The organism is Klebsiella electrica (assembly GCF_006711645.1).
Lineage (GTDB): Bacteria > Pseudomonadota > Gammaproteobacteria > Enterobacterales > Enterobacteriaceae > Klebsiella > Klebsiella electrica.
Genome location: NZ_CP041247.1, coordinates 847,326 through 863,834, shown reverse-complemented (window position 1 = coordinate 863,834; position 16,509 = coordinate 847,326). Strand labels below are relative to the sequence as shown.

The following is a 16,509-nucleotide window of genomic DNA, read 5'->3' as shown; positions in this document are numbered from 1 at the left end:
ATCCGTATCGTTTTTGAGTGTGTTTCTGTTACTGGCCTTGCCCTCCTACACGGAGGGCTTTTTTGCTGCATGTGACCCGTCCCTCCGCAGGCCCTCGCAACAACGCGAGCGGCAAAACACGCTTTCACCTCAATCAACGCGAAAGGAAGCGCCGCCGGACCACAAAAACAGAAAACCCCGGCTGACGGCTCCGGGGTCATGACGGAAAAGGGTTTTATCAGAAGCTGTAAGCCACCCCGACGCGGAAACGGGTCTGGCGATCGCTGCGGTCATTTACGCCCACGTTGCCCACTTCACCATATGGCGCCCAGTTTTTGTCCAGCTTATAGGCCAGCTTCACGTTGTACTCCTGGGAGTACGGCTTGTTGTCGTTGCGCTTCACGCCCTCGGTGCTGCGGGCATAAACATAGTTCAGCTCGGTACGCCAGTTGCCCATCACAAACCCGGCCCACGCATCGCCACGGTTCACTTTATCGTCTTCTTTACCGGCGTTCGCCGGGTAGCGGGTATAGTCGTAGCGATAACGGGCTGCCACGTAGAAACCATTATCGAAGCTGTACTGGACGCGCAGATTGGGTTTGTAGATTGAGCGGCTATCGTTGCTCTCAATATTAAACCCCGGCGTCACGGAGAAGTTCTGATTCGCCTTCCACTGCCAGCTAATGGTCTCTTCGTGGCCATTGCCGACAAAATCTGAATACGGCTGCGCGGTATTATCGCCGCCTGACTTCCACTTCGCCTCAACGGAGAAGCCGAATCCGTTGGCAAAGCGATGGGAGACCGAGACGCGGTCGGCATTGGTTTTATCCGTCTTACCTCCATCAATAAATTCATGACGCAAATCAACCGTGACGGCGGAAGCGGAAAAGGCTGCGGCACAGAGCGTAGCAAGGGCCAGAGATCTTGCAAACATAGGGTACCCCTTTAAAATTAAAATTATGTTTCTATTTTATGAAACTGTATTTTATTTTTTAAGGAATATAGTTTTAGTGATCAAGATCGTAATTATTTGTTTCAAAAAACATGGCACAGCAGGACGTGACCACGCTCAACAAAAAGGGCCTTTATCGCCCCTGTTTCGCTGAATTTTCCCGGTTCTGCGGGAAGAAAAACCAATAAAAAAGCCTCCGCAAGGAGGCTTGAGAAGCAGGTAAAGCAAAGAGGAATTAGGCGCGTTCTACCGCCAGCGCAACGCCCTGACCGCCGCCGATACAGAGCGTAGCCAGCCCTTTGCGGGCATCGCGTTTAATCATCTCGTGCACCAGAGAAACCAGAATACGACAGCCGGATGCCCCGATGGGATGGCCCAGCGCAATCGCTCCGCCGTTGACATTGACCCGGCGCTCATCCCATTCCAGCACTCTGCCGACAGAAATCGCCTGGGCGGCAAATGCCTCATTGGCCTCGATAAGATCGACCTCATCGAGCCGCCAGCCCGCCCTTTCCAGACAGCGGCGCGTCGCGTGTACCGGCGCGATCCCCATCAGTGCCGGATCGACGCCGACGCTGGCAAAAGCGCGGATCCGCGCGAGGATCGGCAGCCCCAGCTCCTGCGCTTTCGATTCGCTCATCATCATGACCGCCGCCGCGCCGTCGTTGATGCTGGACGCGTTGCCCGCGGTCACCGAGCCCAGCCGATCGAAGGCGGGTAGCAGGCTGGCCAGCCCTTCGGCGCTGGCATCGACCCGCGGCTGTTCATCGGTATCAACGGTGCGCGGCACCCCGTTCAGCTCGGTCATCACCGGCACAATCTCGTCGCGAAAGCGCCCTGAATCAATCGCCCGCCGGGCCTTATGCTGTGAACTCAGCGCCCAGGCATCCTGCAGCTCGCGGCTGATACCATATTCACGCGCCAGGTTTTCCGCCGTGACTCCCATGTGGTAGTCGTTGAAGGCATCCCACAGGCCATCGTGAACCAGGCTGTCAATCAACTGGCTGTTGCCCAGCTGAGCGCCGGTACGGCTATCGGTGAGAACGTGCGGCGCCCGGCTCATATTTTCCTGGCCGCCGGCAATCACCACGTCGGCTTCGCCGCACTGGATTGCCTGTGTCGCCAGATGCAGCGCCTTCAGTCCGGAACCGCAGACATCGTTAATCGTAATGGCGGAAACGGTATTCGGCAGCCCGCCGCGGATCGCCGATTGACGGGCCGGGTTTTGCCCGGTCCCCGCGGTCAGTACCTGCCCGAGGATCACCTCATCAACACGTTGCGGATCGATGCCGGTACGTTCCACCAGCGCCTTAACCACAAGACTGCCCAACTCTACCGCAGAGTGGCGCGACAACGTCCCCTGAAAACACCCGATAGGGGTGCGCAACGCACCAACGATTACGACATCTTTCATCCTCTACCTCTGCCCTGCCTCTGCGCAAAGAAACAGCAACATAGTAGAGAATTGTTATCAAAAAATTTCGCAATTGTTTAAAAAAAGTGAGACAAATCACAAAGATTAGCCCCGCGTGGCGGGTTCCTGGCACTGTAAATGCTGACGCAGCCAGCTTCCGGCTTTCCCCGGCGGCGCCTTCTTATTCCACAGTAAATCAACGGAAATCGCCCGCGGCCAGCCGGGAATGTTCAGCGCCACCAGCGTGCCTGAACCGGCAAACTCCTCCACCAGCGCGCAGGGTAAAATGCACCATCCCAGCCCCTGTACCGTCATACTGAGCAGCAGTAAATAGTTCGGCGCCGACCAGACCTGCCCTTTCGCCGGCTCGAGCGAGCTGGCCAGAAAAGTGCTCAGGCGTAGTTCTCGCCAGCTATGCAGCTCATCCCAGGCGACCCGCCCCTGTGCCGCCAACGGATGCGCGGGGGCCACGTAGATAGCCATCGCCGTTTGTAACGGCAGGCGGGTACTACCAATCTCCGTCGGATAGCTATCCCTGGCCTCAATCAGCCCCACCTGCGCGCGCTCCTTCTGCAACAGGTCAATGACATCCTCATCTTCCCCTATCAGACACTCAAACTCGGTGTGGGGAAAACGACTATCGAACTGCTGCAGCAGATCCTCCAGCACATCCGGGTGCAGCGTATCGGAAAGCACAAACGTCAGGCGCGCTTCCGTTTCATCAGACAGGGAAATCGCCAGCTCATCGAGCCGATCGCTGGCCGCCAGAATCGCTTTGACATAACTCAGAACCTGTTCGCCCTGCGGCGTCAGCGTGGGATGGCGGGTCGTGCGGTCAAACAGCGCGACGCCCAGATCGGCTTCAAGGTTGGAAATGGCGGTGCTGATGGTGGACTGGCTTTTGCGCAGCCGACGGGCGGCGGCGGAAAACGACCCGCAGGCCACGGCTTCAACAAATGCGGTGAGAGCTTCAGGAGAATAGCGCATGAACTATCTACTTTATCGATGGAATCTATCTTTTGTTTATCATATTTATCCATAAAATGCGGAGGAATTTCTCAGAATCGGTTCTCTCCCTGTCGCAGAAGAACCGGTCAGAACAACGGCTTTTTCGGAGGTAGCAAGCCATGCAACAGAACACATTTCAGCGCAAGACGCTGACAGAGCGCATTATCCATGCGGTCAGTTTTGAAGGACTCGCCACATTAATTCTCGCCCCGACCGCCGCCTGGCTGATGCAGCGTTCGGTTCTTGAAATGGGTGGGTTGAGCGTGCTGCTCGCGACGCTGGCGATGGTATGGAACCTGATATACAACGCCGCTTTTGACCGCCTCTGGCCGGTATCTCGCGTGGCGCGGACCCTGAAAGTCCGCGCGCTGCACGCCATCGGCTTCGAGTCCGGGTTTATTGTTATCGGGATCACCGCCGTGGCGCTGCTTCTCGGGGTCTCGCTGATCCAGGCGATTATGCTGGAAATCGGCTTTATGCTGTTCTTCCTGCCCTACACCATGCTGTTTAACTGGGTATGGGATACGCTGCGCGAGCGCGTACTGAAGTATCGCCAGCAGCGGATCCTGGCGCGCAGCTAACGGTTCTTCATCGCCGGGAGGATACCCGGCGCCCCCGGCCTTATTTGTCATCCGAAAGTATCGCAACGGCCCATTCATTGTTGTGGTAAATTACACTCCTTTTTTTTGTTCTTACGGTTGATAAATTCACACAATGTCTAAAATTTGGTCTAAAGAAGAAACTCTTTGGAGTTTTGCCTTATATGGCACTGCCGTAGGCGCTGGCACCCTGTTTTTGCCGATCCAACTGGGGTCTGCCGGCGCCATTGTTCTGTTTATCACCGCGCTGGTCGCCTGGCCGTTAACCTACTGGCCGCACAAAGCGCTGAGTCAGTTCATCCTCTCCGCGAAAGCTGCGCCCGGCGTCGGGATCACCGGGGCGGTAAACCATTACTACGGCAAGAAAGTGGGTAATCTGATCACCGCGCTCTATTTCCTCGCCTTCTTCGTGGTGGTGCTGATTTATGCCGTGGCCATCACCAACTCGCTCGCCGAGCAGCTGGCAAGGCATACGCCGATTACCCCCGTCGTTCGCGCCATGCTAAGTCTGGCCGTGGTCATGGTGTTGAACCTGATCTTTTTGATGGGTCGCCATATCACGATTAAGGTGATGGGTTTTTTGGTGTTCCCGCTGATTGCCTGCTTCCTGTTCTTGTCTCTCTATTTAATCGGCGACTGGCAGCCTGAGCATCTCACCAGCCAGTTGCAGCTGACCTCACAGACCTTTCACCAGGTCTGGATCTCGATTCCTGTGATGGTTTTCGCTTTTAGCCATACACCCATCATTTCCACTTTTGCTGTCGATCAGCAGGAGAAATATGGTGAGCTGGCGATGGGTAAATGCAAAAAAATCATGAAAGTGGCCTATACCATCATCTGCGCCAGCGTGCTGTTTTTTGTCTTCAGCTGCCTGCTGGCGATACCGGTCTCCTATATCGAAAACGCACGTAACGAAGGGGTGACCATCCTCTCCGCGCTGTCGATGATGCCAGGCTCCCCGGCGTGGCTGTCGGTAACAGGCATCGTGGTCGCCGTCGTGGCCATGTCGAAGTCATTTCTCGGCACCTATTTTGGCGTGATTGAAGGCGCCAGCGAAATCGTGAAAACGTCGCTCAATCAGGTCGGCATTCGCAAAAGCCGCGCCTTTAACCGCGCGATGTCGATTCTGCTGGTCTCGACGCTGACGTTCATGGTTTGCTTTATCAATCCGAACGCCATTTCCATGATCTACGCCATCAGCGGCCCGCTGATCGCCATGATCCTGTTCATCATGCCGACGCTGTCGACCTATATCATTCCCGCGCTCAAACCCTACCGTTCAGTGGGTAATTTCATCACCCTGGTGGTCGGACTGCTGTGCGTTTCGGTCATGTTCTTTAGCTAATCTTCCCCTCTGCGGCGGCGGTTATCACTGCCGCCGCACGTTCTGCCAATATTCCTGCCATCCGGACTTCTTCGCCAGGTTTACACTTAGGGTTTGCACATCAGGGGGGAGTCGTCATGTCCAGCGTAAAATTATCCGGAAGCGGAACATTAGGTCAGCGCCAGGTCTATCGTCTGGGCTACGGAGCCATGCAGTTAGCCGGCCCCGGCGTATTCGGCCCGCCAGCCGATCCGCAGGCCGCTATCCGTGTCCTGCACGCCGCGATAGAGGCGGGAGTCAATCATATTGATACCTCCGATTTTTACGGTCCGCATATTACTAACCAGCTGATTCGCAAAGCGCTCCATCCTTATGCCGACGATCTTTGTATCGTGACGAAAGTCAGCGCTCGTCGCGATGAAAAGGGCAACTGGCTACCGGCGATGTCGCCTGAGGAGCTCACGCAGGCGGTGGAAGATAACCTGCGTAATCTGGGACTCGATGTCCTGGAGATCGTGAATCTGCGCAGTATGCTTGGTACCCACGGACCGGTAGAAGGTTCGCTGGAAGCACCGCTGACCACGCTGCTTGAGCTTAAAGAGCGTGGCCTTATCCGCCACATCGGCCTTAGCAACGTGACCGCAAAACAGGTGGCCGATGCGCAAAAGATGACGCCCGTTGTTTGCGTGCAAAACCAATATAACGTCGCCAGTCGCGCAGACGATGCGCTGATTGATGAACTTGCCGCACAAAATATTGCCTACGTCCCTTTCTTTCCGCTGGGGGGATTTACCCCGCTGCAGGCCCAGGAGCTGAACGACGTTGCCGCCGCGCTGGAGGCGACGCCGATGCAGGTTGCGCTCGCCTGGCTGCTGCAGCGTTCGCCTAATATTCTGCTGATCCCGGGCACCTCTTCGCTCCAGCACCTGCAGGAGAACCTGGCCGCAGGCGCGTTAACCCTGCCTGCGCAAGCCATCGCTACATTAGCAAAACTGCAGCGCTGACCCCCATCGGCACGCCTGTGCATTTCCCTGTGCGCAGGTCCGTGCCGGACGCCATTTTCTCTCCAGCTATTTGTCTGGAATTAGCCCAACGCGGCTGGCACTATATATCCTAAAAACGGCGATATGTTTGCACTATTCTGCGCTCAACAACCCTATATATAGCATTGATTTATACTCTTTTGACAAGTCTCCTTATTGGGGACTTTTGTCGTTTATGCCTTCCCCGGAATTTTTTCAACGCTTAATTACAGGAAAAACAATATCTGATTCGACGTTTATACAAATCAATTTTGCGATAAAGATAGCCAATAACATCGGACGCTCATAAAAACATCTGGTTAATGCAATCAGAATGTTGGTATAGGCATAAGAAAAATTAACTACACACAATAAAAAATCAACAAGGATTTTACATGACAGAGGGAACAATAAAGACCAGTCGGTATGAAATCATTGCTATTTTCAGGGAGGAACTGAGAAAACGCTCCGGGATAGAGATTTTCTTTAATAACAAAAACATCATGACCCAGATTACCCGGGTAGATTTTGCTGAGTTCCATATCGTCACTCATAGCAAGATCCCACCCGGACATAAATATAAATTCATCCTGCATAGTGATTCAGGAAAGATTGAATTCAGTTCGACGCTAAAGAAGAGTTATAACACCGATGCGGAGCGTGGCAATAAAGTCTCCTTTGCCTTACCGGAATGCATTCACGTGGTACAAAGACGCCGCGATCCCCGCATTCGTCTGCACAACCGTTATGACTTTTTTTGCCGTGGTCGACACAGGAATGGCGAAAACTATCTTTTCGAGATTAAAGATATTTCGGATGGCGGCTGCGCGCTGATGGCGAAAAGCCCGAATCTGAAGTTCCTCACGCATAATTCAATCCTCAAAAATTCAGTTCTGTCTCTGGCTGAGTATGGTGAAATCACCATTGATTTAGCCATTAAAAATGTTGTTGAAATGACCTTCGATGAAGACAGTGAAAGCTATCACCAGGTTTCCTGTCAGTTTAAATTCCGCCACCGCGAAGATAAGATCAAAATAGAGAAAATGCTGCTCGATTTGATTCTGGAAGCTAAGCGAAAAAAGAGAGTCTGACCCCTTGGACAGGATATTTTTATATACCGATGATAATTTAATCGGTCAATCAATTCATAGGTATCTGGTTGATAACAATAAAGACATTACCACCTTCCGTTATCAGGATATCACTCAGGGGGCAATCGCTCCCCTGTCTGGGATCGTTATTTTTAACGTCATTCATAAGGACTTTTCTGCTGCCAACACGATGTTATTGCTCAACAATATGCGCTGGTGTCTTCTGCACTGCACCCGGGTAATCCTGGTGGTCAGAAGCGATATCGCCAGCCTGTTCAGCGAGCTAATAACCATAGATAACACTATGATTCTTACAGAAAAAACATCGTTACACGATTTTTATCGCGCCGTCAGCGCAAGCGCTGACGGCGGCGATTTTTCCCTGCCGAAGAAGCTCTCCGCCAGAGAACGCCAGGTGCTGGAGCTGACCATGGCCTGCCATAACAACAAAAAGATTGCCAGCCTCCTGAATATTGACCATAAAACTGTTTACAGCCACAGGATTCATATCATGCAAAAACTAGGCATGCATAGCTCGCGGGCGATGCACGATAGAATCGTCGACATGTATCAATGCTAGGCTGTGTCCCTTAATCGTCTGAGCTATAGTAACCATCTGTTTCTACAACATATTGAACTATGGCCCGCTACGACCTTCCCGATGAAGCATGGGATATCATCCAGCCTTTACTGCCCGCTCAACCTGCAACACCACGGGCCGGACGCCCATGGGCGGAGCATCGTATGATCATCAATGGCATGTTCTGGGTGTTGTGCTCTGGTGCCCCATGGCGTGATTTACCTGAACGATACGGCCCATGGAAAACCGTATATAACCGCTTTAACCGGTGGTCTAAGTCGGGTGTGATTAATATTATTTTCAACAGGTTGCTTTCTTCTCTTGATGCTCACGGCCTCGTTGACTGGTCAGCTACTGCGCTGGATGGCAGCAATATCCGGGCACTCAGGTGCGCCGCCGGCGCGCAAAAAAACATCCCGATATCGCCGGAGATCATGGGCTGGGTCGCTCTCGCGGTGGTTTTGGCACCAAAATCCATATGGCGACGGATGCAGGCGGTCTCCCGTTAAATATCGTGCTGAGTCCCGGACAGGCTCACGAAAGCCAGTTCGCATTACGCCTTCTGGACGGAATTGGTGTTCAGCGCCAGAACGGCAGCATGAAACGTCGTGGTTATGCGGTGCTGGCTGACAAAGCCTACTCAGGACATGCGCTTCGCAATGAGCTGAAACGAAAAGGGATAAAAGTGGTTATCCCGCGGAAATCTAATGAAAAAATGGCAGCAGATGGTCGTTCACAGCTTGATCGTGATGCTTATCGTAATCGCAACGTTGTTGAGCGGTGTTTTGGCTGTCTGAAAGAATACCGTCGCATTGCCACGCGTTACGACAAAACGGCGAGGAATTATCTGGCGATGGTGAAACTGGGTTGCATTAGACTGTTTTACAAAAAATTATGCAATTAAAGGACACAGCCTAGAAAAACCATACCCCAATCACAACCGGACAATTAATTGAAAGGTTACTTTTAATAAACATTCCAAACTGCAGGTATGTCACTTATAATATTTTCACCCTGCAGTAATGTTCTGTAAAATTCCTGACACGAAAAAATGAACGCTAAAATATTTTCTGACCATAACTTATCCCGTGACGACATCTCTGTTCGCTATGTTTTTCAAAAAATGTTCTCTCCGCAGGACACCCTCGTTGCAGTGGAATGTTTAAGCCGCTTCGACTCTATTCCTGTGGCCCCTGAATTTTTCTTCCGTCATGCCAATGCAGCGCTTCGTGAAAGTATTTTCATGGAGCAACTGGCATTGATTGAAAAGCATCAGGCATGGTTTATTGATAATGGCATCTCCGCCACAATCAATGTCGACGATCATATTCTCGGCATTTTGCATCAGCCGCAAATCGAAGCCTACATTAACCATCTGAAGTGTGTGCATTTTGAAGTTACGGAAAATGCCAAAGGCCTGCTTAATAATGCATTAGCCAGCTGGAACGGTCCGCAGACGTCCACATTGTGGCTCGACGATTTTGGTTCTGGTTATGCCGGCATTAGTGCTATTCGCGGATATCATTTTGAATATGTCAAAATTGACAAAGATTTATTCTGGCATCTCATGCAGAAAGAATACGGGCGGCCGCTGATGGATGCCCTGGTGACCTTCCTCTCACGCAATAACCACAATGTTATTATTGAAGGTGTCGAGAGCGAAGCGCATAAAAACTGGCTGCAGGGAATGGAGTGGTTTGCTATTCAGGGTCATTACTGGAAAGAAGTCAGCATTGAACAACTGGTTCAGGAAAAGGTTAGCGTATAAAAATACCGGGGTCATGCGGTATTTTTATACGCTAAATACCGCACGCTTAATTATACACCAGTTCCCAGGTTGCCCAGCTGGTCAGTGGACCGGTTGTCGCCTTTTCCGGGGACGGCGTGACGTAGCCGATATAATAAGTAAATACGCCGCCATTAACCGATTTTTCAACAATCGGCACGCGGTTTTGTTGCGGATCGGCGGGGACAATTTTATTACTCTTATCCAGCGTATTGTTATCATTCGTTGACAGCGCCAGATAGATATTTCGCGCCCCATCCGGTAGCGTGTTCGCCAGATAGCCCGCATTTTCATTCGCGACAGCTTTGATCGTAAATCCATCAATCCAGCGCACATTCACCGCACGAATCTCATTTTTATCCGCCGCGCCGCCATCGTGGCGGAGCTGGCAATTCGACAACTCAAGCGTGAAAGACTGCGGCTTCATAAAGGCGCCGGCCCCGCGGTCGTGGACTTCCGCCAGGTTCACCGGCGCCAGCCAGACGTTGCCGCTACCGTCATTATTACCGCCGTTAAGCGCGACGCTGCAGGAGATATCCGTTACCCGGCCAACAAAATCAACGCGTCCGTTATCATAATTGGTCATAAAACCGTAGGCCGACGAAGCGGCAAGCATCGCGCCAGCAACGGCCAGCCTGATGCATTGTTGGCTATATGTGCCACATCCATATTGCTTCATGCCCGCCTCCTGAATTAATCGTACGTCAGGTTAAAGATCATGTGCGATTCCACCTCGCCGGTGCTCGTGGCCGCCGCATACTGATAAAAACGCGCAAAGAAAGGCAACGTGATGTAGCGAGTTTCCTGATTGTTTAAGGTACCGATATTGTACTTTTTGTTGAACTCAACCGGCGCGCCAGATTTCAGTACCTGGATCCCAATCCCTTTGGCAATAGAGCTACCGGCTTTTTCGTTCAACAGCGCTCCCTGCGTGACGGTAGTGCCGGTTGCCAGAGTACCGGAGAATGAGGCTTCGATATTGGCATAACCGGATGCGCTTAGCCCGCCGCTGCACTGCAGCTCAATATTAAAATTTTTGCCGCCGGCGTAAGTGCCGACGCCGTTCAGATCGCTGCGCTTAATGGTCCCGACATCAACGTTCATATTCTTCCCGCTGAGTACCGAACAGGACGGCGAAACCACGGTTATGGCATTGGCGCTCAGAAACGTCACCAGGATCGGGTTATTACCGTATTCCCAGTCATAGGAGGTATATTTGCCCGCCGCCAACGTACCGCTGCCGGTGACGCTCGCGGTTTTAATGACCTCCAGCGTAAAACGCGACCCTTCAAGAGAAAAATTCCCCCCCCCTGTCGTAAACGAACCGGGATAGACAATATTGACTGTTGAACCACCGCGACTGAAACGCAGTCCGATGCCAGGTACATTGGTGGAATAAACTTTGTTTCCCAGGTCAGTGACCCCTGGAGCAACAATGCTGGCTTTGAAAACGGTGGTACCGGAGCATCGATAGTTAACGCCAGTTCCCGCAGGCATAGTCCAGTTTTGTGTGGCGATGACGCTCCCCACGGCTAAATCAGGATTCACAACCACTCTGCCTATGGCCATATCCAGCTGAACCGTAGGTGCCGGACCACGGGTACAGGCAGCCCAGGCAGAGGTGGTTCCCAGCACCAGCAAGCCAATAAAAAGTGTCAGTCGTTTACTCAGCGACATAGCGTTTCCTTTGTTTTTGCCTGACTTAAATTTACCGAACACTGTCCGCCGCTCCACTTAACGGTCGCGCGCTGAACGCTGGCATCGCTGATAAACATCATGCTGCCCTGGCCGACAACGCCAATCTCTTTGCCGCTCGGATCAAAAATGCTGGCTGCGAACGGTAGCGGCTGGTTATTCGCCTGACGCGCCTGAATCGTCATGTTGTTCTGTACCGTGGTGCCAAACGAGACCTTCACGATGCTGCCTTCCCACGGCACTACCTGGGCCACGGTACGATCGAAGGCAATATCATCCTTGCTGCCCTTCGGGTCGATCTCGATGGCGTTAATCCGGTACGGGCGCAGATAAGGCAGGATGGCATAGCCGTTGCTGTCGACGCGGGTACCCGGCGAGCCTGGCAACATAGCGCCTGCGGCATCTTTGGCTTCAATCAGCGCCATGGTGTTGCCGCTCTCCGGTGAGAACACCACGCCATGACGATGGGCGATCAGCGTCCCGCTGGCGCCCAGCCCGCTCTGCCGGTAACCTTCGCCCTGGCTATAGCTACCGTTAAGGGTGGTCCACGGCGTGCGGTAACTGCCGTTTAAGGCGACATCATGCTGACCACCGCTCGCCGCCGTAGTTGAAATGCCGTAGTTGAGGTTGTTCTCACTATCCAGCGAGCCGTTGATCCCTATCTGCGAGCTGCTAAAGCGCGAGTTATTAAACGAGGTATTCGACGTCAGGTTGGCGGTGCGGTTTTCGCCAAACCACAGCGGATAGCTGAAGTTCAGCGAGATGCGATCGTCACGCCGGTGGCCGGCATTATCCGGCGTATACACGCGCTGCGCGCTGGCTGACCATGAGAGGCGACCGAACATATTGTTGTAGCTAAGCTGGTACTGCTTCTCGGTACCCGAACGGTTCCAGTAATCTGCAATCTGGCCGCTGAGATAAAAACCGCCCCAGCCGTCCGGCAGGTTCTGGTTAACGGTGAAGGTCATCCCGTTTTTCTGCCGCCACAGGGTATAGTTGCTATTGCGGTTCTTCTCCTGATCGACGGCATACAGCGCGTCGTTCAGGTTATAGTAGCCTTTCGTGGAGTAGCGGTACGCCGCCAGCACGATGCTGGTCTGGGTATCGGTAAACATCCGGTTAAAGGTGGCGCGATAGCTCTGCCCTTTTTCATCAAGGGTATCGCTATTCAACCGCGACTGGGTAATGTCAAATGACAGCGCGCCAATACCGGTATTCATCCCGGTACCCAGCAAAAACGCCTGATAATCATCAAAACCCGTCACGCCGGTGTAGCCGGTAAACATGTTGCTCAGGCCACGCTGCCAGGTGGCCTGGTAGAGCATAGGCTTATTGCGCAGCGAATTATCATCGACTTTACCGGCCGACAGCGCATAGCGGGTCATGCCGGGACGCAGCAACTGCGCCACCGACGCATACGGCACGCTGAAGACCTGCACCGATCCATCGGCCTCTTTTACCGAAACCTCAAGGTCGTTACCGTATCCGGACGGGTAAACATCCTGCAAAGTGAAAGGCCCCGGCGGTACCGTGGTCTGATAAATAATATTGTTGCCCTGGCGCACCGTCACCAGGGCGTTGCTCTGCGCGACGCCGCGAATTTCAGGCGCATAGGAGCGCATCCCGTCCGGGAACATGTTGTCATCGGTTGACAGGTTGACCCCACGCAGGCCAATGGTGTCGAAGAATTCGCCGTTGGTAAATATCTGCCCGCCGCTGACAATCGAGTTGATTTGCGGGATCGGGCGCTGAAGATAGGTCTGGTTGCTGTTCCAGTGCGCCTTCCCCTGCTGCTGCTGCCAGTTGAGGTTGCCGATATGCTTGAGCAGCCAGCCATCCCACGACAGACCGGCATTCATGCCGAGATAGGCGCTGCTGTTATCCGAACCGTTCGCCGCTGAGCTGTGGCTGGTCCAGGTGTTCGCCATCCAGCCAAGATTGAGCGCCGCAATGCCTTTATCCCAGAATTCCGGGCTGACAAAATTTTTCAGGCGTTGATCTTCGTAGATTTGCGGTACGGAAACTTCCAGCCGCAGAGAGGACTGTATCAGGTTATCTTTGACGTTTTCTTCATTACGCCACTCCTTCAGACGTCCACAGTAACCTTCCTGCTGACTGAGCTGAGGATTGAGCTTTTCTGCCGAAATGCCATAGCGCTCAAGCATGTCACGGGTGTAGCAGACCCCCATGTTGCCATCTTTATCGCGGGTGACATTCAGCTCATAGCGCCCTTTCCACTCATTGTTGGTATACACATCGAGCGAATAGGTCCCTTCCGTAATGGCGCTGGCGGAGAAGCGAGACAGATCGACCTTTTCCCGGCTACCAACGATAAAACCATCGTTAAACTGGTAAACCGTTCCCGCGCTTTCCTGTCCGCTGGAAAATGGCGGAAAGCAGAACAGCGCCACGGCGATCGCTGTACTTAATCTTCCCGGGCAGATAGACCTCTGCTTCATGATAGTGTCCCTTATTTAACGGTTACTTTCACTGCCACATCTGCGCCATAGTCATTGATATTATTGATAGTCAGGGTCTCGCCTCGGCTCACGGAAGAAGAGAGGGCCACGGTCTGACTGGACTGCGGAGCAAGCATCACCGTTTTGCTGTTCAGGGCTTGACTGCCATCGCGGGAAATACGGCTTACGGTGAGATAAAATGGCGTAGGGTTGCTGATTGACAGGCTGCTCCCGCTGGCTGAAAGCGCTAATTTCTCCGGCGCCGCGTCGCGGTTACCCAGCCCGGCAGGACGGTAGATGAACTTAAAGCGCGAACGGATCGCCAGTTGCAGAATGTTCTGCCCTTCATTTTTTTTATTAGCCTCTACCGGCGGGATTTCCAGCAGATTCAGCCACCACAGCGTTTCTTTATTTTGCGCCAGTCCAGCGGCGCTACCCAATTTAATACGTAAAGTCTGGCCGCTCTTTGCATCGACGCGTGAAATCGGGGGCGTAATAATAAACGGTGTGGTAATCGTATCCGGCGTAGCATCGGCATTGCCGTTATCCAGCCAGGCTTGCGCCAGCGCCGGACGGTCTGCGGTATTAGAAAGCTGTACCGTTATTTCTTTTTCATTTCCCGGATAAATAAAGCGGGTGCCGTTGACAATAATATTATTGGCACTGGCCGCAAAACTAAAAATGAAACAGAAAAAAAGGACAATATGCTTCATGCTGACCTCAGAAGAAAAAAATAAGCGGCAGCAATGGCCGCTTTATCATTGTTTTAAACCGCCTGGAACAAGGCGGTTTTATTTCTGGCGATAATTACTGGTAAGTAATTTCGTAGGTCGCGTAGCTGTTAACCACACCGGTAGTTACAGTATTCGGAGTACTGGTCGCGTAACCAACGAAATAAGTGAAGCGTGCGCCATCCTGAACGGCAGAAGAATCACCGGTAGCTTTAGGCTGAGTGCTGTCGCCCGGGATGATTTTGTTGCTCAGGTTGGTCGCAGCGTCAGTAGACAGAACCAGCTGGATGTTTTTCGCGCCAGCCGCTTCGGTGTTAGCCAGGTAGCCAACCTGCTTGCCCGCTGCGCTTGCCAGCAGGTTACCGCCGGTCCAGTTCACGCCCAGTTTGCTCACGTCATCCTGCTTAGTACCGTCGGCAGCCTGACAGTTGGAAACATCGATGGTGAACGATTTCGGTTTCAGGTAGGTGTCTGCGGTGGCAGCTTTCACTTCGGTCAGCGTAACCGGAGACAGGTATACGTTAGCATCGCTACCCTGGCCGTTGACGGAAACAGTACAAGATACATCGGTAACTTTACCGAAGAAATTAACCTGGCCACCACCCACGGTAGTATTAGCAGCATTCGCCGCGGTCATACCGAAAAATGCTGTTGCCATCGCTGCAGAGAGAAGAACCTTTTTCATTGCCATTTCCTTGTCAGAGTGAGTTTTATATCAATGAACCAACAGTAAATCTGCACAGAGTCAGAAGCGTTATGCGATGCTCACTTGTGCAACTGTGAATAGAAACTTCGACTGACCGGAAGCCGCAATATTTAAGGCGTCAGGACGCGAATTCCGTAAAGAATCCGTTAATGCTGTCGGCGTCAAAGAATGCTATTTTCGTTGGTAAATATACATTTGCTTATAACTTGTTACACCGGCCCCATGATAGATTTAAATTATCAATAACCATGAAACAATAGTTAAAAACAACACTCAGATTATTTACATCAGAAGGGACAAGGCGCGAGGGAGATATTTCGAACGGGAATTATCATGGTAAATAATACGAAGCCATGACTATAGAGAACACTCTGAATAATACTGAGAGGTGGGTTACTGAAATAGCATAAAGCTGGTTAAAAAAGTTTTTAATCCTGGCCATCTGACGTTGAGCGGCCCGCTACAGCTGCAGGTCGAAGCGCTGGCGCAGCGCGAGCCGGCCTGCGCGGGTGATACTCACTTCGCGAAATCCCGGCGTCAGGGTGAACCAGCCTTTTCGTTGACCATGGTCCAGCAATGCGGCCCCCACGGCGCCACCGGGATGGAAACGCCGCTCGCTCCAGTCCAGACATGCGCAGCATACCCTGCGCCGGTTCCCGCCCGGCAAGATAATGCCTGAACGGGCAAACTGCGTCTCGCCGAATGCTGTCAGCGCGCTACCGTCCGGCACGATCCACGCCTCGCGCAACAGAAAATCATAGATAGCCACCGCCACTTCACCGGCAAGGTGATCGTAGCAGGTCCGGGCGGTACGCAGATTCGCCGGGGTCCGGGTCGTCAGCACAATGGCGCTTTTTCCGGCCATCGCCATCATATTCTCCAGCAGTCCGGCGACATCGGCGCCCGCCAGCCGGTAATAGCGATGCCGCCCCTGCGCCAGACAAACCAGCAAACGGGAACTGACCAGACGGCTGAGATGGGCGCTGGCGGTCGAGGCCGAGACCTCGGCCACCGTCGCCAGCTCCGTCGCGGTCCACGCGCGCCCATCCATCAATGCACAAAGCATTTTCATCCGTGACGTATCGGCCATGGCAGATGCCAGCGCCGTGATGGCAACGGCCAGCGACTCATCATCTTCAATAACATGGGCGGGTTTTAGCATA

Annotated in this window: 16 protein-coding genes; 7 read left to right on the top strand and 9 right to left on the bottom strand. The window is 52.9% G+C overall.

The window, feature by feature from the left end; all coding sequences use genetic code 11:
- Nucleotides 1-217: 217 nt before the first annotated feature.
- The 3 genes from Electrica_RS04180 to Electrica_RS04165 form a co-directional block, all read right to left on the bottom strand.
- The gene (locus Electrica_RS04180) at nucleotides 218-913 is read right to left on the bottom strand and encodes an oligogalacturonate-specific porin KdgM family protein (protein ID WP_100684383.1); all 696 of its coding nucleotides are present in this window, start codon (nucleotides 911-913) and stop codon (nucleotides 218-220) included.
- Nucleotides 914-1,166: 253 nt separating this feature from the next.
- Nucleotides 1,167-2,345 carry an acetyl-CoA C-acetyltransferase gene (locus Electrica_RS04170; RefSeq protein WP_100684381.1) on the bottom strand — a complete coding sequence of 393 codons (1,179 nt, stop codon included), beginning with the start codon at nucleotides 2,343-2,345 and terminating at the stop codon, nucleotides 1,167-1,169.
- A gap of 105 nt (nucleotides 2,346-2,450) precedes the next feature.
- Nucleotides 2,451-3,332 (bottom strand): LysR family transcriptional regulator, encoded by an 882-nt coding sequence (locus tag Electrica_RS04165; protein ID WP_141963568.1) that lies wholly within the window; start codon nucleotides 3,330-3,332, stop codon nucleotides 2,451-2,453.
- 140 nt (nucleotides 3,333-3,472) lie between these two features.
- On the opposite strand from Electrica_RS04165, the gene Electrica_RS04160 reads away from it, so the two are divergent.
- The 7 genes from Electrica_RS04160 to mrkJ all read left to right on the top strand — a co-directional run bounded on the left by Electrica_RS04160 (nucleotide 3,473) and on the right by mrkJ (nucleotide 9,737).
- A complete protein-coding gene (locus tag Electrica_RS04160) occupies nucleotides 3,473-3,934 on the top strand; it encodes a multidrug/biocide efflux PACE transporter (RefSeq protein WP_141963565.1) in 462 nt (153 codons plus the stop codon).
- Between the two features lie 133 nt (nucleotides 3,935-4,067).
- On the top strand, nucleotides 4,068-5,297 hold the full coding sequence (locus Electrica_RS04155) for an amino acid permease (protein WP_100684378.1): 1,230 nt from the start codon (nucleotides 4,068-4,070) through the stop codon (nucleotides 5,295-5,297).
- Between the two features lie 116 nt (nucleotides 5,298-5,413).
- Nucleotides 5,414-6,280: an aldo/keto reductase family oxidoreductase gene (locus Electrica_RS04150; RefSeq protein WP_131048645.1), complete on the top strand. Its 867-nt coding sequence runs from the start codon at nucleotides 5,414-5,416 to the stop codon at nucleotides 6,278-6,280.
- Between the two features lie 413 nt (nucleotides 6,281-6,693).
- Nucleotides 6,694-7,389, top strand: coding sequence for a flagellar brake protein (locus Electrica_RS04145; protein WP_141963563.1), 696 nt, complete (start codon nucleotides 6,694-6,696; stop codon nucleotides 7,387-7,389).
- 4 nt (nucleotides 7,390-7,393) lie between these two features.
- Entirely contained in the window at nucleotides 7,394-7,969 is a 576-nt protein-coding gene (locus tag Electrica_RS04140) for a response regulator transcription factor (RefSeq protein ID WP_131048643.1), read from the top strand.
- A gap of 59 nt (nucleotides 7,970-8,028) precedes the next feature.
- Nucleotides 8,029-8,873 (top strand): IS5 family transposase gene (locus Electrica_RS04135; RefSeq protein WP_141963343.1). Its coding sequence is split into 2 segments (ribosomal slippage): nucleotides 8,029-8,374 and nucleotides 8,374-8,873, totalling 846 coding nucleotides; the frame shifts between segments, so codons are not numbered across the junction.
- Between the two features lie 147 nt (nucleotides 8,874-9,020).
- Nucleotides 9,021-9,737 carry a cyclic-di-GMP phosphodiesterase MrkJ gene (gene mrkJ, locus Electrica_RS04130; RefSeq protein WP_141963560.1) on the top strand — a complete coding sequence of 239 codons (717 nt, stop codon included), beginning with the start codon at nucleotides 9,021-9,023 and terminating at the stop codon, nucleotides 9,735-9,737.
- Nucleotides 9,738-9,783: 46 nt separating this feature from the next.
- Here the strand turns inward: mrkJ and Electrica_RS04125 are convergent, their stop codons facing one another.
- The 6 genes from Electrica_RS04125 to Electrica_RS04100 form a co-directional block, all read right to left on the bottom strand.
- The gene (locus tag Electrica_RS04125; protein WP_407081249.1) at nucleotides 9,784-10,371 is read right to left on the bottom strand and encodes a fimbrial protein; all 588 of its coding nucleotides are present in this window, start codon (nucleotides 10,369-10,371) and stop codon (nucleotides 9,784-9,786) included.
- 77 nt (nucleotides 10,372-10,448) lie between these two features.
- Nucleotides 10,449-11,432, bottom strand: coding sequence for a fimbrial protein (locus tag Electrica_RS04120; RefSeq protein ID WP_131048640.1), 984 nt, complete (start codon nucleotides 11,430-11,432; stop codon nucleotides 10,449-10,451).
- Nucleotides 11,423-13,909: a fimbria/pilus outer membrane usher protein gene (locus Electrica_RS04115; protein ID WP_141963556.1), complete on the bottom strand. Its 2,487-nt coding sequence runs from the start codon at nucleotides 13,907-13,909 to the stop codon at nucleotides 11,423-11,425. Before Electrica_RS04115 ends, Electrica_RS04120 begins: the two co-directional genes overlap by 10 nt.
- Nucleotides 13,910-13,920: 11 nt before the next feature.
- Entirely contained in the window at nucleotides 13,921-14,622 is a 702-nt protein-coding gene (locus Electrica_RS04110) for a fimbrial biogenesis chaperone (protein WP_100684370.1), read from the bottom strand.
- Nucleotides 14,623-14,716: 94 nt separating this feature from the next.
- On the bottom strand, nucleotides 14,717-15,325 hold the full coding sequence (locus tag Electrica_RS04105; protein ID WP_131048638.1) for a fimbrial protein: 609 nt from the start codon (nucleotides 15,323-15,325) through the stop codon (nucleotides 14,717-14,719).
- A 481-nt stretch (nucleotides 15,326-15,806) separates the two neighbouring features.
- Nucleotides 15,807-16,508 (bottom strand): ArsR/SmtB family transcription factor, encoded by a 702-nt coding sequence (locus Electrica_RS04100; RefSeq protein ID WP_141963554.1) that lies wholly within the window; start codon nucleotides 16,506-16,508, stop codon nucleotides 15,807-15,809.
- Nucleotide 16,509: the final 1 nt, after the last annotated feature.